The organism is Amycolatopsis sp. YIM 10 (assembly GCF_009429145.1).
Classification (GTDB): Bacteria; Actinomycetota; Actinomycetes; order Mycobacteriales; family Pseudonocardiaceae; genus Amycolatopsis.
The window spans coordinates 9,254,269-9,271,854 of record NZ_CP045480.1 but is presented as its reverse complement, the minus strand read 5'-3'; the positions used below and the strand labels follow the sequence as shown (position 1 = coordinate 9,271,854).

The 17,586-nt window shown below is 71.7% G+C and carries 13 protein-coding genes; 9 read left to right on the top strand and 4 right to left on the bottom strand.

Annotated features, from left to right (window positions below; translation table 11 throughout):
- Nucleotides 1-14: 14 nt before the first annotated feature.
- Together YIM_RS42940 and YIM_RS42935 are read left to right on the top strand one after the other, a co-directional pair.
- The gene (locus YIM_RS42940) at nt 15-299 is read left to right on the top strand and encodes a DUF6412 domain-containing protein (RefSeq protein ID WP_153035820.1); all 285 of its coding nucleotides are present in this window, start codon (nt 15-17) and stop codon (nt 297-299) included.
- A 74-nt stretch (nt 300-373) separates the two neighbouring features.
- Nucleotides 374-1,090: a membrane protein insertase YidC gene (locus YIM_RS42935; protein ID WP_153035819.1), complete on the top strand. Its 717-nt coding sequence runs from the start codon at nt 374-376 to the stop codon at nt 1,088-1,090.
- Here YIM_RS42935 and YIM_RS42930 read toward each other — a convergent pair.
- Nucleotides 1,068-2,717, bottom strand: a complete 1,650-nt coding sequence (locus tag YIM_RS42930; protein ID WP_370468925.1) for a phospho-sugar mutase — start codon at nt 2,715-2,717, stop codon at nt 1,068-1,070. The genes YIM_RS42935 and YIM_RS42930 overlap by 23 nt on opposite strands.
- Before the next feature lie 46 nt (nt 2,718-2,763).
- On the opposite strand from YIM_RS42930, the gene YIM_RS42925 reads away from it, so the two are divergent.
- The gene (locus tag YIM_RS42925; protein ID WP_153035818.1) at nt 2,764-3,927 is read left to right on the top strand and encodes a glycosyltransferase; all 1,164 of its coding nucleotides are present in this window, start codon (nt 2,764-2,766) and stop codon (nt 3,925-3,927) included.
- Here the strand turns inward: YIM_RS42925 and YIM_RS42920 are convergent.
- Together YIM_RS42920 and YIM_RS42915 are read right to left on the bottom strand one after the other, a co-directional pair.
- A complete protein-coding gene (locus YIM_RS42920) occupies nt 3,914-4,702 on the bottom strand; it encodes a purine-nucleoside phosphorylase (protein WP_153035817.1) in 789 nt (262 codons plus the stop codon). The two genes, YIM_RS42925 and YIM_RS42920, sit on opposite strands and share 14 nt — an antisense overlap.
- A 112-nt stretch (nt 4,703-4,814) precedes the next feature.
- Entirely contained in the window at nt 4,815-6,590 is a 1,776-nt protein-coding gene (locus YIM_RS42915; protein WP_153035816.1) for a serine/threonine-protein kinase, read from the bottom strand.
- Nucleotides 6,591-6,689: 99 nt separating this feature from the next.
- Here YIM_RS42915 and YIM_RS42910 point away from each other — a divergent pair, with 99 nt between their 5' ends.
- From YIM_RS42910 to YIM_RS42890, 5 genes are all read left to right on the top strand, one after another.
- On the top strand, nt 6,690-8,576 hold the full coding sequence (locus tag YIM_RS42910; RefSeq protein WP_153035815.1) for a methylmalonyl-CoA mutase family protein: 1,887 nt from the start codon (nt 6,690-6,692) through the stop codon (nt 8,574-8,576).
- A complete protein-coding gene (scpA, locus tag YIM_RS42905; RefSeq protein ID WP_153035814.1) occupies nt 8,576-10,774 on the top strand; it encodes a methylmalonyl-CoA mutase in 2,199 nt (732 codons plus the stop codon). The genes YIM_RS42910 and scpA overlap by 1 nt, the downstream gene beginning before the upstream one ends.
- 6 nt (nt 10,775-10,780) lie before the next feature.
- Nucleotides 10,781-11,773, top strand: a complete 993-nt coding sequence (gene meaB, locus YIM_RS42900) for a methylmalonyl Co-A mutase-associated GTPase MeaB (protein ID WP_153035813.1) — start codon at nt 10,781-10,783, stop codon at nt 11,771-11,773.
- Between the two features lie 55 nt (nt 11,774-11,828).
- Nucleotides 11,829-12,119: a hypothetical protein gene (locus tag YIM_RS42895; protein ID WP_370468924.1), complete on the top strand. Its 291-nt coding sequence runs from the start codon at nt 11,829-11,831 to the stop codon at nt 12,117-12,119.
- Nucleotides 12,120-12,330: 211 nt separating this feature from the next.
- Nucleotides 12,331-13,629: a M20 family metallopeptidase gene (locus YIM_RS42890; RefSeq protein WP_153035812.1), complete on the top strand. Its 1,299-nt coding sequence runs from the start codon at nt 12,331-12,333 to the stop codon at nt 13,627-13,629.
- 1,890 nt (nt 13,630-15,519) lie between these two features.
- Here the strand turns inward: YIM_RS42890 and YIM_RS42885 are convergent.
- Nucleotides 15,520-15,972, bottom strand: a complete 453-nt coding sequence (locus tag YIM_RS42885; protein ID WP_153035811.1) for a gamma-glutamylcyclotransferase family protein — start codon at nt 15,970-15,972, stop codon at nt 15,520-15,522.
- A gap of 133 nt (nt 15,973-16,105) precedes the next feature.
- On the opposite strand from YIM_RS42885, the gene YIM_RS42880 reads away from it, so the two are divergent.
- Nucleotides 16,106-17,509, top strand: a complete 1,404-nt coding sequence (locus tag YIM_RS42880) for an NAD(P)H-quinone dehydrogenase (RefSeq protein ID WP_153035810.1) — start codon at nt 16,106-16,108, stop codon at nt 17,507-17,509.
- The last annotated feature ends 77 nt before the right edge of the window (nt 17,510-17,586 follow it).

Here is a 17,586-nt window from a genome sequence, read left to right as displayed (position 1 = left end):
CGAAAGGGGGAGTCATGCACGCGGTTGCCGCGCTGCTCTTCCCGTCACTGGCGGCCACGGCCGCCGAACTGCTCGGCAGTCCCGCCGCCCTGCTCGCCATCGCACTCGGCCTGGTGCTGGTCATCGCCGTGCACCAGGTGCACGGTTCCGACCTCGACCTGTGGGCCCTGCCCGCCCGTGGTCGCGCCAGCGCGCTGACCGAATGCGCCCGCCAGGCCGCTTTCCTGCGCCTGCGCGATCCCCGAGCGGCAGGCAGACGGCAACCCAGAGCACCCTCCGCGGCCGTCCCGGCCGCCTAGTTCACCTCACGCAGCGGCCACTCCCGGTCCGTTTTCTCTCGAAATCCGAACCCCGGAAAGAGTGCTGCGCAAAAATGTTCGAATTCCTCGACGTGCCGGTTTCCGGCGCGCTCTTCCTCGTCGGCCGCTTCGCCGGACTCATCGACCCCGTCACCGCACCGGTCAGCGTCGCGCTGACCATCGTGCTGTTCACCGCCGCCATCCGCCTGCTGCTCCTGCCGTTCAGCCGCGCCGCGGTGCGCGGGGAGAAGGCGCGCGCCAAGCTCATGCCCGAACTCAAGAAGCTCCAGGAGAAGCACAAGAACGATCCCGAGAAACTGCGTGCGGCCGCGGCCGACCTGCAACGCGAATCCGGCACCTCGTTCTTCGCCGGGTGCCTGCCCTCGCTCGCGCAGATCCCGTTCTTCATGGTGATGTACCGGTTGTTCGCCTTCCCCACGGTGAACGGGCAGCCGAACCCGCTGCTCGATGACACGCTGTTCGGCACCCCGCTCGGCGCGCATTTCACCAGCGCGGCCGGGCCGGTGTTCTTCGGCCTGTTCGCGCTGCTCGCCGTGGTTGCCTGGTTCTCCTCGCGCTGGCAGGCCAAGCTGATGGCCGCCAACTCGGACACCGGCAACCCGGTACCCGGCGGCGCACTGCTGCGCCTGCTGCCGTTCGGCACGCTGCTGGTGGCCGCGTTCGTGCCGCTCGCCGCCGGGCTCTACCTGCTCACCACCACCACGTGGACGCTGGTGGAACGGGCCGTACTCCGGCGTGAACCCGGGGTCAGGACCCCAGTAGCGGGTTGAGGTCCGAGCGCAGGGCGGCCAGCCGGTCGGCCGCTCTGCGCCGCGCGTCCGCCAGCGAATCGGCGTCCGGCACCGGCTCGGACACCTCCAGGTACGCCTTCAGCTTCGGCTCGGTACCCGACGGCCGCACCACCACCCGGAGGCCGTCGGCCCGCAGCCGGAGCACGTCGGCCTCCGGCAGCAAGTCCTCTGTGGACACCGTGAGCCCGGCGAGTTCGGTGGGCGGGGTGGCCCGCAGCCGGGCCATCACCGCGCCGATCCGGCTCAGGTCGGTCACCCGCACCGAGATCTGGTCGGTGAGGTACACCCCGTGCCGCACCGCCAGCTCGTCCAGCGAGTCCACAAGGGACTTGCCGGCGGCCTTCAGCGTGGCGGCCAGGTCGCAGGCGAGCGTGGCGGCGGCGATGCCGTCCTTGTCTCGGACGAAATCCGGGTTCACGCACAAGCCGAGCGCTTCCTCGTAGGCGAAGACCAGGCCGTCACCCGCTCGCGCCAGCCATTTGAAGCCGGTGAACGTCTCCTGGTACCTGGCACCGTGCGCCTTCGCGATCTCCGCCAGCATCGACGACGAGACGATCGTGGTGGCCACCAGCGGATCCGGGGCGGAAACCGTGTCCAGCACGTGCGAACCGAGCAGCACGCCCGTTTCGTCACCGCGCAGCATCCGCCACGAGCCGTCCCGGTCCCGCACGCCGAGCGCGCACCGGTCGGCGTCCGGGTCCAGCGCGATGGCCAGATCGGCGTCCTTCTCCTCGGCGAGCGCGAGCAGCAGGTCCGTCGCGCCCGGTTCCTCCGGGTTCGGGAAGGAAACCGTCGGGAAGTCGGGATCGGGCGTCGCCTGCTCGGCGACGATGTGCACGTCGGTGAAGCCGGCGCGGTTCAGCGCGGCTTCGAGCGGTTTCGCGCCGACGCCGTGCAACGCGGTGGCGGCCACGCGCAGCTCGCGCGCCGTGCCGCGCGGCAGCCCGGCGACCTTGCCGAGGTACTCGTTCAGCACCTCGTCGCCGAACACCCGGAACCCCGGGGCGCGCGGCACCGAAACCGCACCGGGCGCGGCCGCGATCGCCGCTTCGATGCGGGCGTCGGACGGCGGCACGATCTGCGTGGCCGTGCTGTCGTAGAGCTTGTAACCGTTGTCCGCCGGTGGATTGTGCGACGCGGTGATCTGGATACCCGCCACCGCCGCGAACCGCTTCACCGCGAACGCGAGCACCGGCGTCGGCAACGGTCCCGGCAGCATCCGCACATCGAACCCGGCCGCGGTGAGCACCTCGGCCGCGGCGGTGGCGAAGGCCTCGGAGCCGTGCCGCGCGTCCCGGCCGATCACCACCGTGCCGCCGTCGCGCCCGTCCTCGACCAGCCAGCGCGCCACCCCGGCGGTGGTCCGGACGACCACCGCGCTGTTCATCCCGTTCGGCCCGGCCCGCACCGGCCCGCGCAGCCCGGCCGTGCCGAATTCGAGCGGCCCGGCCATCCGGTCCTCGAGTTCGGCCAGTGCCTCGGCTTCGCCGCCCATCGCCCGTGCCAGCACGGTTTGCAGTTCCGTGCGGGCGTCCGCGTCGACGTCGTCGGCGATCCAGCGGAATGCGCGGTCACGCAGTTCGGGAGTCAGCTTCACGGAGTTCACCCTACGGCCGTGGCGGTGCGCCACGGGAATGGCTACGCTCGATGTAGTGCGAATTATATTCTCGAGCCTGGACGCATTCGGGCATTTCTACCCATTGCTCCCGCTCGCGAAGGCCGCCCGGGAAGCCGGGCACGAAGTCGCTTTCGCCACTGGGGCGCAGTTCCACCCGACACTGACCGAACTCGGCATCGAGCCGCTGACCGCGGGCAAGAGCATGCGCGAGGTGGTCGCCGAAGCCAGCGGCGATCCGGACCACGACCCACGCGAAACCCGGGACAACGCCACGCCGGAGGAGCTGGAGCAGCTGATCTCGCGGGCGTTCGGGCGGGTGCTGCCCCGGGTGTGGGTCGAGCACCTCACGCCCATCCTGGCCGAGCGCGAACCCGATCTGGTGGTGCAGGAGGTCGGCGCCGCCGGTGCCGCGTTCGCCGCGATGCTCGCCGGGATCCCGGTGATCGGGCACGGTTTCGGCCGGGTGAGCACGGACGACAGCACCGCCCGCGCGATCTCCCGCGAGCAGCACGCGTTCGCCCGCGAACAGGGCCTCGAGCTGCCCGACGACTTCGCGTTCGGCCTGCCGTTCGTCGACATCGCGCCGAGGTCCTTGCAGGACAAGACTTTTCTCGCCACGGCGAACCGGATCGAGCTGCGGCCGGTGCCGTTCGCGAAGCCGGGCCCGCTGCCCGCGCTCGCTCGTGCCGACCGTCCGCGCCCGCTGGTCTACCTGACCATGGGCACCGCGTTCGGGGTGGCCGAGCTGCTGCGCCAGGCGATCGACGGGCTGGCCCCGCTCGACGCCGACGTGCTGGTCGCCGCCGGTCCGACGATCGAACTCGACGCGCTCGGCGAGCTGCCGCCGAACGTGGTCGTCGAATCGTGGGTGCCGCAGGCGGATCTGCTGCCGTTCACCGACCTGGTGGTGCACCACGGCGGCAGCGGCACCACGCTCGGCGCGCTGGCCGCCGGGGTGCCGCAGCTGGTCCTGCCGATGGGGGCCGACCAGTTCACCAACGCCGCCGCCGTGGTCGAGGCCGGTGCGGGTGCGCAGCTGCTGCCCGGTCAGCTCGGCGGGGTCAACGAGAAGGCGCGGGCGCTGCTGTCCGATGTGGACGTCCGGGCCGCCGCGCGGGCCTTCGCCGAGGAGATCGCGGCGATGCCGTCCCCGGCCGAGGTCGCGCGGCGGCTGCCGGAGTTCGTCAAGCCCGGGTGACCAGCTCGCGGAGCAGGGCGCCCATGCGCTCGGCGGCGGCCTGCCCCGCTTCGAGCACTTCCTGGTGGTTGAGCGGGGCCCCGGTGATGCCGGCGGCCAGGTTCGTCACCAGGGAGAGCCCGAAGACCTCCAGCCCGGCCGCGCGGGCGGCGATCGCCTCCAGCACGGTGGACATGCCGACCAGGTCCGCGCCCATGGTGCGCAGCATGCGGATCTCGGCCGGGGTCTCGAAGTGCGGGCCGGGGAAGCCGGCGTAGACGCCTTCCTCCAGGCTCGGGTCGATCTCCTTGGCGATCGCCCGCAGCCTGGCGGCGTACAGATCGGTCAGGTCGACGAAGTTCGCGCCGACGATCGGGGAGCGGGCGAGCAGGTTGAGGTGGTCGGAGATGAGCACCGGCTGGCCGACCTCGAAGCCCTGGCGCAGGCCGCCGGCGGCGTTGGTCAGCAGCACCGTGCGAGCACCGGCGGCGGCCGCGGTGCGCACGTTGTGCACCACCGGGTCCACGCCCTTGCCCTCGTAGAGGTGGGTGCGGCCGAGCAGGATCAGCGCGCGCTTGTCGCCGACCTTGACCGAGCGGGCGGTGCCACCGTGGCCGACCGCGCTGGGCGCGACGAAGCCGGGAAGCTCACCGAGCGGGATCTCCGCTTCGGCGGTGCCGATGACGTCCGCGGCCGGGCGCCAGCCCGAACCCAGCACGACCGCGATGTCGTGGTTCTCGACTCCGGTACGCGCGGCGATCGCCGCGGCAGCCGCCGCAGCCTGTTCTTGACTCATGAGGACGGAGCTTAGTGGTCACCATCGGAAGGTCGCCGGGGTCTCGACGGCCCAGGTTTCCGCTGGCCGCACCGCGCCAAGTCCCGAGTACAACCCGGTACGAGGGCAACCACTAGTCGGCGGGGTCGAAGGTCGGATGGATGCGGTCGAACAGCTCCCGGCGGCCCGAATCCTCCTGCTCGGTGGGCACGGTGACCCGCACCGACCACAGGCTGGTGCCCCGCCGGAAGACGTGCGCGAAGGTGGTCCGGCCCATGCTGCCCGCGGTCGGCGCGTCCTCCCGCGTGCGGTAGGCCAGCATCAGGTCCTCCGAAATGCCCTGCGCCGGGGTGTACTCGTTGATCCGGAACGCGCCGCTGGGCCAGCCGGTCTGCAGGCCGGTCACGTAGTCGTCGATCTTCCCGGTGGTGAAGAAGTTGGCGAAGCGCTCCACGCTCAGCGTCTGCCGCCCGTCGACCGAGACGTACTGCACCAGCGTGCTCGGCGGCAGCGGTTTCGCCGCCCGCTGGGTGACGAACGGCGTCCAGTCGCGCGGCACGTCCACCGAGAACAGGCCACCGGTGGTGCCCTTGAGATTGGTGGCGTCGCCGTTGCGCGTGACCAGCTCGGCCAACGGCGGCGCGGGCGCGCTCGGGGTGGCGGGCGCGCTCGGCGGCACCAGCGACTCCGCGGCCATCACCCTGGTCAGCACAAAACCGCCGGCGGCGGCCGCGAGAAAGAGCAGTACCGCGGCGATGGTCAGCGCGGCACCGGCCAGCGCACTGCGCCCCGGTCGTTCCTCGGCGACCGGCGACGGCTGCGACGACGGCGGCTGCGACGGAGGCGGGGTCGGCGCGGGAGGCGGGGAAGCCGGCGGAGCGCCCGAGTTCTCCACGGCGAACGGCAGCGGGCCGGGGTCGGCGGCCAGCGCCGGGCCGTCCTCGGCCGAGGCCGCCGACGGCGGCGCGATCGGCTGCGGCGCGATGACCTGCGTGTCCCCGCCGTCGAGCTGTTCGGGATCGCGCGGTTTGACCGGGTTGGCGAACAGCGCGGGCTCGAACAGCCGGTCACGCGGAGTGGTCAGCAGCGGGTGCAGCCGCCGCCGGACCTCGGCCAGCGAAAGCCGCTTCTTCGGCTCCTTCGCCATCAGCCCGCGGATGATCGGCTCCAGCGGACCGGGCTTCGGCTTGGGCACCTTGCCGTGCACGACCTCGGTCACCGTCTGCAGCGGATCGCCGTTCACGTCGTAGGGCGGACGGCCTTCGAGCACCGCGAACAGCGTCGCGCCGAGCCCCCACAGATCGGCCGCGTGGGTGACCTCGCCGCCCGAAGCCACCTCCGGCGCGATGTAGGCGGGTGAGCCCAGCATCATCCCGGTGCTGGTCATGGTCGCCTCGGAGACGTTGCGCGCGATGCCGAAGTCGGTCAGCTTGATCCGGCCGTCCTCGGCGAGCAGCACGTTGCCCGGCTTCACGTCACGGTGCGTGATACCCGCGGCGTGCGCGGCTTCGAGCGCGGCGGCCACCGCGTCGGCGATCGCAGCCGCCTGCTCGGTGCTGAACGCGCCGTGGTCCCGCATCAGCGTGGCGAGGCTGTGCGAGGGCAGCAGCTCCATCACCACGAACGGCTCGCCGTTCTCCCTGGCCACGTCGTGCAGGATGATCACGTTCGGGTGAGACAGCACGGCGATGGCCCTGGCCTCGCGCAGCGTCCGCTCGCGCAGCTCGTCGGCCTGCGCGACCTGCACGCCCGGCGGCAGGCGGACCTCCTTCACCGCGACCGGGCGGTGCAGGAACTCGTCGTATGCCGCCCAGACGGTGCCCATCGAGCCTGAGCCGAGCACGGACCGCAACCGGTACCGCCCGGCGACCACACGTGACTCTTCGGCTGAGGCAGACACAGCGCACATTCTGTCGGATCACCCGTCCGGGCAGCCTGTCGGACACCCCCTGCGGACGGGACGAGTGTCACAGGTAGGGGTTGTTCACGGGCCCTAACATCAATGGGTATGACCAACGTGGGTGAGAAGGCCGGGTCAGCGCCGATCCCGGTGGAGCCCGAGGAGCCGGGCAGGCTGGCCCTCGCCGCCGAGTTCCCCGCCGCTGACCAGGACAAATGGCGTGAGCTGGTAGCCGGGGTGCTGCGCAAGAGCGGGGCGCTGAAGGAGGGTTTCGACGGGCTCCCGGAGAGCCTGCTGAACACCCGGACCTACGACGGCTTCGACATCCGCCCGCTCTACACCGCCGCCGACACCGCGCCCGACGCCGGCTTCCCCGGCCTGCCGCCGTTCGTGCGCGGCGGCGTGCCGGAAGGCCGCGTCGCCACCGGCTGGGACCTGCGGCAACTGCACTCCGGCACCGATCCGGTGGCCGCGAACAAGGCCATGCTCGCCGATCTCGAAGGCGGGGTCAGCTCGCTCTGGCTGCGCGCGGGCTCCGGCGGCATTCCGGTGGCCGGCCTGGCCGACGCGTTGAACGGCGTCTACATCGAGCTGGCGCCGGTGGTACTGGACGCCGGCGCGGAGTACGAAGCCGCCGCCGAGGCGCTGCTGGAGGTCTTCCGCGAGCGCGAGATCCCGGCGAGCGCGGTGGTCGGCGGGCTCGGTGCCGACCCGATCGGCCTGCGGGCGCGCACCGGCGAGGCCCACGACGTGCGGCCCGCCGCCGAACTCGCCGCCCGGCTGAGCGGCCAGTACCCCAAGTTGTCCACGCTGGTGGTCGACGGCCTGCCGTACCACGAAGCCGGTGGCTCCGACTCCCAGGAACTGGGCGCGGCGGTCGCCGCGGGTGTGGCGTACCTGCGTGCGCTCACCGAGGCCGGGCTGAGCGTGGAGGACGCGGCGGCCCAGCTGGAGTTCCGGTTCGCCGCCAGCGCCGACCAGTTCCTCACCATCGCCAAGCTGCGGGCCGCGCGGAAGCTGTGGGCCAGGGTCACCGAGGTCTCCGGGGCCGCCGTCGCCGCGCGCGGCATGCGCCAGCACGCGGTCACCTCGCCCGCCATGTTCACCCAGCGTGACCCGTGGGTGAACATGCTGCGCAGCACGGTCGCCTGCTTCGGTGCCGCGGTCGGCGGTGCCGACGCCATCACCGTGCTGCCGTTCGACGCGGCCATCGGTGAGCCGGACGCCTTCGCCAGGCGGATCGCCCGCAACACCAGCGTCATCCTGCACGAGGAGTCGCGGCTTGGCGGCGTGATCGACCCGGCGGGCGGGTCCTGGTACGTGGAGAACCTGACCGCCGAACTGGCCAAGGCGGCCTGGGCGGAGTTCACCGCGATCGAGGAGGCGGGCGGGGTCGAGTCCGCTTTGGACTCCGGATTCCTCGGCGAGCGCCTGGCTTCGACGTGGGCGGCGCGCTCGAAGCGGATCGCCCGGCGCAAGGACGCGATCACCGGCGTCAGCGAGTTCCCGAACCTGACCGAGAAGCCGGTCACCCGCCCGAAGTCCACTGTGGACCCGAAAGGCGGGTTGCCGCGGATCCGGTACGCCGAGGCGTTCGAGCGCCTGCGCGACCGGTCCGACGCGCAGGCCGAGCGGCCCAAGGTCTTCCTCGCCACGCTGGGCCCGATCGCGGCGCACACCGCGCGGGCGAGCTTCGCGGCGAACCTGTTCGCGGCGGGCGGCATCGAGTCGGTCAACGGCGGCGCCACCTCGGCCACCGAGGACGTGGTCAAGGGCTTCACCGAGAGCGGCGCGCGGATCGCCTGCGTCTGCGGGACCGACGGCCAGTACGCCGAGCAGGCCGCCGAGGTCGCCGCCGCGTTGAAGGCGGCAGGCGCGCAACGCGTTCTGCTGGCGGGACGTGGTGAACACCCCGAAGTGGACGAGAACCTCTACGCCGGTTGCGACGCGCTCGCCGTGCTGACCGGCACCCTCGCCGAGCTGGGAGTCGAGTGATGGCCATCCCGAACTTCGCCGGTGTCCCACTCGAGGACACCGCCGCCACCGAACCGGCCGCCACCCAGGCGGACTGGGCGCAGGCACTGCAGGACCGCACCGGCAAGGGTCCCGACGCGCTCGCCTGGGAAACCCCGGAGGGCATCGGCGTCAAGCCGGTCTACACCGCCGAGGATCTGTCCGATGTGGACTTCCTGGACACCTATCCAGGCATCGCGCCGTACCTGCGCGGGCCGTACCCGACGATGTACGTGAACCAGCCGTGGACGGTCCGGCAGTACGCCGGGTTCTCCACCGCCGAGGAGTCCAACGCCTTCTACCGGCGCAACCTGGCCGCCGGGCAGAAGGGGCTTTCGGTCGCGTTCGACCTGGCCACCCACCGCGGTTACGACTCCGACCACCCGCGCGTGTCCGGTGACGTCGGCATGGCAGGGGTGGCGATCGACTCGATCTACGACATGCGCCAGCTCTTCGACGGCATCCCGCTGGATCAGATGAGCGTGTCGATGACGATGAACGGCGCCGTGCTGCCGGTGCTGGCGCTGTACGTGGTGGCCGCCGAAGAACAGGGCGTGCCGCCGGAGAAGCTGGCGGGGACCATCCAGAACGACATCCTCAAGGAGTTCATGGTCCGCAACACCTACATCTACCCGCCGCAGCCGTCGATGCGGATCATCTCCGACATCTTCGGCTTCACCTCGCAGCACATGCCGCGGTACAACTCGATCTCCATCTCCGGCTACCACATGCAGGAGGCCGGGGCGACCGCCGACCTGGAGCTGGCCTACACCCTCGCCGACGGGGTCGAGTACATCCGCGCGGGCGTGGACGCCGGGCTGGACGTGGACAAGTTCGCGCCGCGCCTGTCGTTCTTCTGGGCGATCGGGATGAACTTCTTCATGGAGGTCGCGAAGCTGCGCGCGGCGCGGTTGCTGTGGGCGAAGCTGGTCAAGCAGTTCGAGCCGAAATCGCAGAAGTCCTTGTCGCTGCGCACGCATTCGCAGACCTCGGGCTGGTCGCTGACCGCGCAGGACGTCTACAACAACGTGGCGCGCACCTGCGTCGAGGCGATGGCGGCCACGCAGGGGCACACGCAGTCGTTGCACACCAACGCACTCGACGAGGCGCTCGCGCTGCCGACGGACTTCTCCGCCCGCATCGCCCGGAACACCCAGCTGATGCTGCAGCAGGAGTCCGGCACCACGCGGGTGATCGACCCGTGGGGCGGCAGCGCGTTCGTCGAGCGGCTGACCTACGACCTGGCGCGCAAGGCGTGGGCGCACATCGACGAGGTCGAGTCGGCGGGCGGCATGGCCCGCGCGATCGACGCGGGCATTCCGAAGCTGCGCATCGAGGAGGCCGCCGCGCGCACGCAGGCGCGGATCGACTCCGGCCGCCAGCCGGTGATCGGGGTCAACAAGTTCCAGGTCGGCAGGGACGACGCCGACGAGCAGATCGACGTGCTCAAAGTGGACAATGCCGGAGTTCGCGCGCAGCAGCTGGAAAAGCTGCGACGGCTGCGCGAGGAACGCGACGAAGAGTCCACACAGGACGCTCTGCGGCGGCTGACCGCCGGTGCCGAGTCCGACGGGAACCTGCTCGCGCTGGCCATCGACGCCGCCCGCGCGAAGGCCACCGTCGGTGAGATCTCCGATGCGCTGGAACGCATCTGGGGGCGCCACTCCGGCCAGATCCGTACCATTTCCGGGGTGTACCGGGAGGAAGTCGGCAAGTCCGGGAAGGCGCCCAACGTGGAGAAGGCACGCGAAGAGGTCGAGGCCTTCGCCGAGGCGGAGGGCAGGCGGCCGCGCATCCTGGTCGCGAAGATGGGCCAGGACGGGCACGACCGCGGTCAGAAGGTGATCGCCACCGCGTTCGCCGACATCGGGTTCGACGTCGACGTCGGCCCGCTGTTCTCCACGCCCGCGGAGGTCGCGCGGCAGGCGGTGGAAGCCGACGTGCACATCATCGGCGTGTCCTCGCTGGCCGCCGGGCACCTCTCGCTGGTGCCCGCGCTGCGGTCGGAACTGGCCGAGCTGGGCCGCGAGGACATCATCGTGGTGGTCGGCGGGGTGATCCCGCCGCAGGACTACGACGAACTGCGCGAGGCGGGCGCGGCGGCCATCTTCGGGCCCGGCACGGTGATCGCGGACGCGGCGCTGGACCTGCTCGAACAGCTCAACGCCCAGCACTCGTAGGCCCGCATGCCACGGACCATCGACGTCACCGCGTACGCCAAGGGCGTGCTCGCGGGCGATCGCGGCCTGCTGTCCAAGGCGATCACGCTGGTCGAGTCGCAGCGCGCCGACCACCGCGGGCAGGCCCAGGACCTGCTGGTGGAGCTGCTGCCGCACGCAGGTGGCGCGCAGCGCGTCGGCATCACCGGCGTGCCGGGGGTCGGCAAGTCGACATTCATCGACCAGCTGGGCACCGAGCTGACCGAAGCCGGGCACAAGGTCGCGGTGCTCGCCGTCGACCCGTCGTCCACCAGGACCGGCGGCAGCATTCTCGGCGACAAGACCAGGATGGCGCGGCTGTCGGTCGATCCGTCCGCGTTCATCCGGCCGTCGCCCACCTCGGGCACGCTCGGCGGCGTCGCCCGCGCCACCCGCGAGACCATCGTGCTGATGGAGGCGGCCGGGTACGACATCGTGCTGGTCGAGACGGTCGGTGTCGGGCAGTCCGAGGTGACCGTGGCGAACATGGTCGACTGCTTCCTGTTCCTCACCCTGGCCCGCACCGGCGACCAGTTGCAGGGCATCAAGAAGGGCGTGCTGGAGCTGGCCGACGTGATCGCGGTGAACAAGGCCGACGGCGACCACGAGCGCGAGGCCAAGCGCGCGGCCCGCGAGCTTTCCGGCGCGCTGCGGATGATCTACGGGCCCGAGGCCGAGTGGACGCCGCCGGTGCTGACCTGCAGCGCGCTGCACGGCGTCGGTCTCGGCACGGTGTGGGAGCAGATCGGCAGGCACCGGGACGCGCTGTCGGCCTCCGGCGAGCTGACCGAGAAGCGGCGGCGGCAGAACGTGGACTGGACCTGGTCGATGGTCCGCGAGCAGTTGCTCGGCCGGTTGTCCGCGCACCCCGGTGTGCGCTCGGTGGTGCCGGAGGTCGAGCGAGCGGTCCGCGAGGGTGAACTGACCGCGACTTTGGCCGCCGAGCAGATCCTCGAGGCTTTCTCCGGCCCCGTCGAGTGACTCGCGGTCGCCGGGGCGGCACACTGAGGAGCAACCGTCGGAAAGGGTTGCCGTCTTGATCACGAAGCTGCGCGGACTGCTGCCGGCCGTTCTGCTTGGCCTGCTGGTGCTGCTGCCCGCTCCCGCGCTCGCCGCCGGTGAACCGGCCGCCGCGGGGTCGGTCCCGGTGGTGGTGGCGCAGGATCCGAGCCCGCCGCCGGGCCCGGTGCTGGACCCCGCCGAGAGCGACCGCGCGAACAGCGAGAAGACCAAGAACCAGCTGATCGCGGGTGGAATCGCGGTGGTGTTGCTCGGCATCGTGCTGTGGGGCAGGCGGGTGCGCGCCAAGCGCCGCAAGTCCGGTTGATCACCGGGGAAAGATCTACAGCCAGGCCGAATTCCGCTACGCCGTTCAGCGCAGATCCACTACCGGCCGTCTCGTGATGGCTCGCCGCTTGAGCGGCTTGCCAGGTGCATGGTGCAGGATCAAGGCAAATGCGTACGACTTTGCTCACATTTCGAACGGCAGGCCGGGTGCTCGGCGCCCAGTTGGCCCGCGCTACGAACGGCGGTGCGGCGTGACAGTGCTCGACTCCCGACGGGACGTCCCCGGGGATCACAGCGGCGGTGAAGGTGCCCGATCCGGTGGCCCCACCGCGCTGTTGTCCTCGGATGGGGTCAGCATGGCACCCGTGGCAGATGTCGGAAGTGGCCGTGGTCCGTTCTGGCTGGACGAGTGGCTGGAGAAGAACGCGGCCGACGTGATCGCGTGGCGGCGGCACATCCACGCGCACCCGGAGCTGTCGCGGCGCGAGTTCGCCACCACCGAGCTGGTGATGAAGCTGCTCAGCTCGGCCGGGCTGAAGCCGCAGGTGCTGCCGGGCGGCACGGGCGTGCTCTGCGACATCGGCGACGGGCCGCGCTGCGTGGCGCTGCGGGCGGACATGGACGCGCTGCCGCTGACCGAGGCGACCGGGCTGCCCTACGCGTCCACCGTTGACGGCGTGGCGCACGCCTGCGGCCACGACGCGCACACCACGATCCTGCTGGCCGCGGCGCTGGCGCTGAACTCGGCCCCCGAGCTGCCCGGCCGGGTGCGGCTGATCTTCCAGCCGGCCGAGGAGGTCATGCCCGGTGGTGCGCTGGACGCCATCGAGGCCGGTGCGCTCAAGGGTGTCGGTCGGATCTTCGGGCTGCACTGCGACCCGCGGCTGCCGGTCGGCAAGGTCGGCACCAGGGTCGGCGCGCTGACCTCGGCGGCCGACCTGATCGAGCTGCGGCTGACCTCGCCGGGCGGGCACACTTCGCGCCCGCACCTGACCGCCGACCTGGTGCACGCGCTGGGCACGGTGATCACCTCGCTGCCTTCGGTGCTGTCCCGGCGGGTCGACCCGCGGTCGGGCACGGTGCTGGTGTGGGGCGCGGTGCACGCCGGCGAGGCGGCGAACGCGGTGCCGCAGGAGGGGCTGCTGCGCGGCACGCTGCGCACCGCGGACCACGAGGTGTGGAGCGCGCTGGAACCGCTGGTCGCGGCCGCCGTGGAGTCGCTGCTGGCGCCCACCGGGGTCGGTTTCCAGCTGGACTACCGCCGCGGGGTGCCGCCGGTCGTGTCGGACCCGGTGTCCACCGATGTGCTGCGAGCCGGTGTCGAGGCGGCCCTCGGCGAGGACTCGCACGCGGCGACGGAGCAGTCCTCCGGCGGCGAGGACTTCGGGTGGTACCTGGAGCACGTGCCGGGCGCCTTCGCGCGGCTGGGCGTGTGGGCGGGTGAAGGCCCGATGCGGGACCTGCACCAGCCGACTTTCGAACTGGACGAGCGCGCGCTGCTGGCCGGTGCGCGGGTCATGGTGCACACGGCGCTGGCCGCACTCGCCTGAGCTACTCGCTCGCGCACGCTCCCGCGTGTTTACGCGCGCTCGTGTGCCTTCGCGGCCTTCGCGTGCCTTCGCGTGCGCGAGCGAGTTGTCCACATCCCCCGGGTTATCCACAGGCTTGCCCACAGCCCCTTGGCTCCTCTCCCCACCCGGGAGGACTGTGGATCCATGCTTCCTCTCCCCGGCGGCCTCCACGCCGCCCACGAGCGTTCCCAGCTCGAAGCCACCATCGGCGCCGATCGCGTCCAAGCCGCGCTCGCCGACGGCCTGCTCCAGCGCTATTCGGCCGCTGTACTGGTAGAACGCTGCCGATTCGCGGACTTCCGCACGCGCGCTGCCGCCGCCCTGCTGCACGCCGGTCCGCGGGCCGCGCTCACCGGCGAGTCGGTCTTCGCCATCGCCGGATTCGCCTCCGCGTCGTCCGCGCAGGTCGAAGTCCTGCTCCCCGATGCCCACCGGGTCCGGCGAAGACCGGCCCTGGTTATCCACAGCGCCGAGTTCTCGGAAATAGACGTCGAAGTGCACGAGGGGCTGCGCCTGATGGCCCCGGACTACGCCCTGGCCGAGCTGCTCTGCCGGAACCGCGGCTTCGCCTGCCTGGACGAGGCCCTTGCCCGCTGCCCGACCCCACGGCGCGACGGCCTCCGGGCCAGCGTGCTGGCACGAATCATGGCGCGCCCGGACACCGTCGGCCGATCCCGAGCCAGATTCCTCGCCGACCTGGGCACCGGCCGGGCCACTTGCCCAGCAGAAAGCCGACTACTCCTGCTGACGGTTGATGCGGGCTGGCCAGCGCCGCACCAGCACTACCCCCTCCGAAACTCGTCCGGCCGTGCCCTGTACCGCCTACCCCTGGCCTGGCCCCACGCCCGCGTCGCCATCGCCACCCCTCCCGACGCCACTACCGCTCCTGGCGCCACCCCTGCCGACGCCGCTATCGCTTCTGGCGCCCTCGCTGTTCCCGGCGTCGCTATCGCTCCCGGCGCTACTACCGCTCCTGACACCACTGCCGCACTCGGCGCCACTGCTGTTCCCGGCGCCACTGCCGCTCCTGCCGCACTCGGCGCCGCTGCTCCCGGTGCGGCCGACGCACTCGGCCACGCCGCCGTGCCCAGGGCGTCCGGCCCCGCCGATGCTCCCGGAACCCCTGCTGCACCAGGGACCACTGACGCTCGCGGAACTGCCGCCGAACCTGGGAGCGCTGCTGGGCTCGGCACCCCCGCCGCGCCCGGGAGCGCGTCCGGGCCAGGAGTTTCCGCCGCGCCTGGAGCCTTCGCCGAGCCTGAGACCTCCGCCGGGCCGGGAGGCTCCTCTGCGCCTGGGGCGTCCGCCGGGCCAGGAGCCTTCGCTGCGCCTGGGGCCTTCGCCGAGCCTGAGACCTCCGCCGGGCCGGGAGGCTCCTCTGCGCCTGGGGCCTTCGCCGGGCCTGGGGCGTCCGCTGGGCTTGGGGCCTTCGCTGAGTCTGGGACCTCTGCCGGGCCGGGAGGCTCCTCTGCGCCTGGGGCCTCCGCCGGGCCTGGGGCCTCCGCCGCGCCCAGCACCACGGCCGGGCTCGGGCCGCCCGTCGCACCCGGGACCGCAGCTCAGGACGAGGACCTTTGGCGACGCGGCTGGACAATCCTCCGCCCCACCGAGGCAGACCTCCTCAACCCGAGCCGGTTCCTCGCCGACCTGCACATGGCGCTCACCGAAGGGGGCTTGGCCGCGTGAGCCCATACGAACGTAGAACGCACCTACCCGAACGGGCGACGCGCCGCCCCGCCCGTCACCTCACGTTTTCGCGACCGCCACCCAAGCTTCCGCGACGGGCAAACGCCGTCTCCCAGCGCCGCGAAGCCACTTTCACGGACGAATCCGCCGTGAAAGCCACGATCACGGCACCTGGCCGCTGACTCAAGGGGTGATGCCGGTGCAGGGGCGGGTTCTCAGGGCTTCGACGTAGTCCGCGGGGGCCGAGGCGGCTTCGGCGGCGTCGGCCAGGGCGCCGAGGTAGCGAGCGGAGGGCAGGCCACCTTCGTAGGCATCGAGCACGTAGAGCCAGGCGAGCACCGACCCCTCGAGGGTCTGCACTCGCAGCCGGATCTTGTTGTGCATGCCCAGCTCGCCGCCTTCCCAGCGGTCCAACCGGGCCTCGTCCTGCGGGAGCACGTCGTAGAGCACCACGAACACACGTGAACCGGGGGCTTCGACGATCGTGGCCAGCGCGCCTTCCCAGCCGATGTCCTCGCCACCGAAGGTCAGCCGCCAGCCTTCGAGCCAGCCGGTTCCCGCCATCGGCGAGTGCGGCGCACGCTGCATCATCTGGGCGGGATCCATGTTGGACCCGTACGCGGCATACAAGGGCACGGCGACAGCCTAGCGACCTTCGGCCGCCGAAGCGGACGCACTCCGCGTGTCCGGCCACTCGACCGGACGAACGGTGCTCCGCGTACGGTGAGCGCGAGCCGGTGACCACGGCAGGAGAAGGAGGAGAGCACAGGTGACCAGGATCGTCATCATGGGCGGCGGACCCGCGGGCTACGAGGCCGCACTGGTGGCCGCGCAGCACGGCGCCAACGTGACCGTGGTCGAGCGCGATGGCCTGGGCGGCGCCTGTGTGCTGTACGACTGCGTGCCGTCGAAGACGTTCATCGCCTCCTCCGGTGCCCGCGCCAGCCTGCACGGGCTGCACGAGCTGGGCATCGCCACCGACCTGGCCGACACCAGCGTCGACCTGCACACCGTGCACGGCCGCGTCCGCGGCCTGGCACTCGCCCAATCGGCTGATATTCGCGCCAGGGTCCAGCGCGAGGGTGTGCGGGTGATCACCGGCACCGCCCGCTTCTGCGACGAGGAGCCCGGCCTGGCCACCCACAAGGTCGCGGTCAAGGCCGACGGTGGCGACGAAGAGGTGCTCGACGCCGACGTGGTGCTCATCGCCACCGGCGCCACCCCGCGCGTGCTGCCGGGCGCGGTGCCCGACGGCGAGCGCATCCTCGACTGGCGCCAGCTCTACGACCTGCCGGAACTGCCCGAGCACCTCGCGGTGATCGGCTCCGGTGTGACCGGCGCCGAGTTCGCCTCCGCCTACACCGAGATGGGCGTCAAGGTCACCGTGGTCTCCAGCCGCGACCGCGTGCTGCCGCACGAGGACGCCGACGCCGCGGCCGTGCTGGAGGAGGTCTTCTCCCAGCGCGGCACCACCGTGGTCAAGCACGCCAGGGCCGACCGCGTCGAGCGCACCGGCGACGGAGTGCTGGTGCACCTGGCCGACGGCCGGGTGATCGAGGCCAGCCACGCGCTGATGACCGTCGGCTCCGTGCCGAACACCACCGACATCGGCCTGGAGACCGTCGGCATCGAGCCGGGGCCGGGCGGGTTCATCACGGTGGACCGCGTCTCGCGCACCAACGTCTCCGGCATCTACGCCGCCGGTGACTGCACCGGCGTGCTGATGCTCGCCTCGGTCGCCAGCATGCAGGGCCGCATCGCGATGTGGCACGCGCTCGGTGAGGGCGTGGCGCCGATCAAGCTGAAGACCGTCGCGGCGAACGTGTTCACCCATCCGGAGATCGCCACGGTCGGCATCAGCCAGCAGGCGATCGACTCCGGCGAGGTGCCCGCCCGCACCATCATGCTGCCGCTGGCCACCAACGCCCGCGCCAAGATGGAGGGGCTGCGCCGCGGTTTCGTGAAGCTGTTCTGCCGCCCGGCCACCGGGGTGGTCGTCGGCGGCGTGGTGGTCGCGCCGACGGCGAGCGAGCTGATCCTGCCGATCGCGCTCGCCGTGCAGAACCAGCTCACCGTGGAGCACCTGGCGCTCACCTTCTCGGTGTACCCGTCGCTGTCGGGGTCGATCACCGAGGCGGGCCGCCAGCTGATGCGCCACGACGACCTGGACTGACGCCGCTTATTTTCGCCGTCCCGAATTCGGTTCGTTTATCGCGGACCGCGGCGAAACACGCCCGCATTTCGAGTGGG

What these genes read in the sequence shown, in the direction of transcription:
- YIM_RS42940 (WP_153035820.1), top strand. Translation starts at nt 15, where the DNA reads ATGCACGCGGTTGCCGCGCTGCTCTTCCCGTCACTGGCGGCCACGGCC.
- YIM_RS42915 (WP_153035816.1), bottom strand. Translation starts at nt 6,590, where the DNA reads ATGTGCGCTGTGTCTGCCTCAGCCGAAGAGTCACGTGTGGTCGCCGGG.
- scpA (WP_153035814.1), top strand. Translation starts at nt 8,576, where the DNA reads ATGGCCATCCCGAACTTCGCCGGTGTCCCACTCGAGGACACCGCCGCC.
- YIM_RS42935 (WP_153035819.1), top strand. Translation starts at nt 374, where the DNA reads ATGTTCGAATTCCTCGACGTGCCGGTTTCCGGCGCGCTCTTCCTCGTC.
- meaB (WP_153035813.1), top strand. Translation starts at nt 10,781, where the DNA reads ATGCCACGGACCATCGACGTCACCGCGTACGCCAAGGGCGTGCTCGCG.
- YIM_RS42910 (WP_153035815.1), top strand. Translation starts at nt 6,690, where the DNA reads ATGACCAACGTGGGTGAGAAGGCCGGGTCAGCGCCGATCCCGGTGGAG.
- YIM_RS42920 (WP_153035817.1), bottom strand. Translation starts at nt 4,702, where the DNA reads ATGAGTCAAGAACAGGCTGCGGCGGCTGCCGCGGCGATCGCCGCGCGT.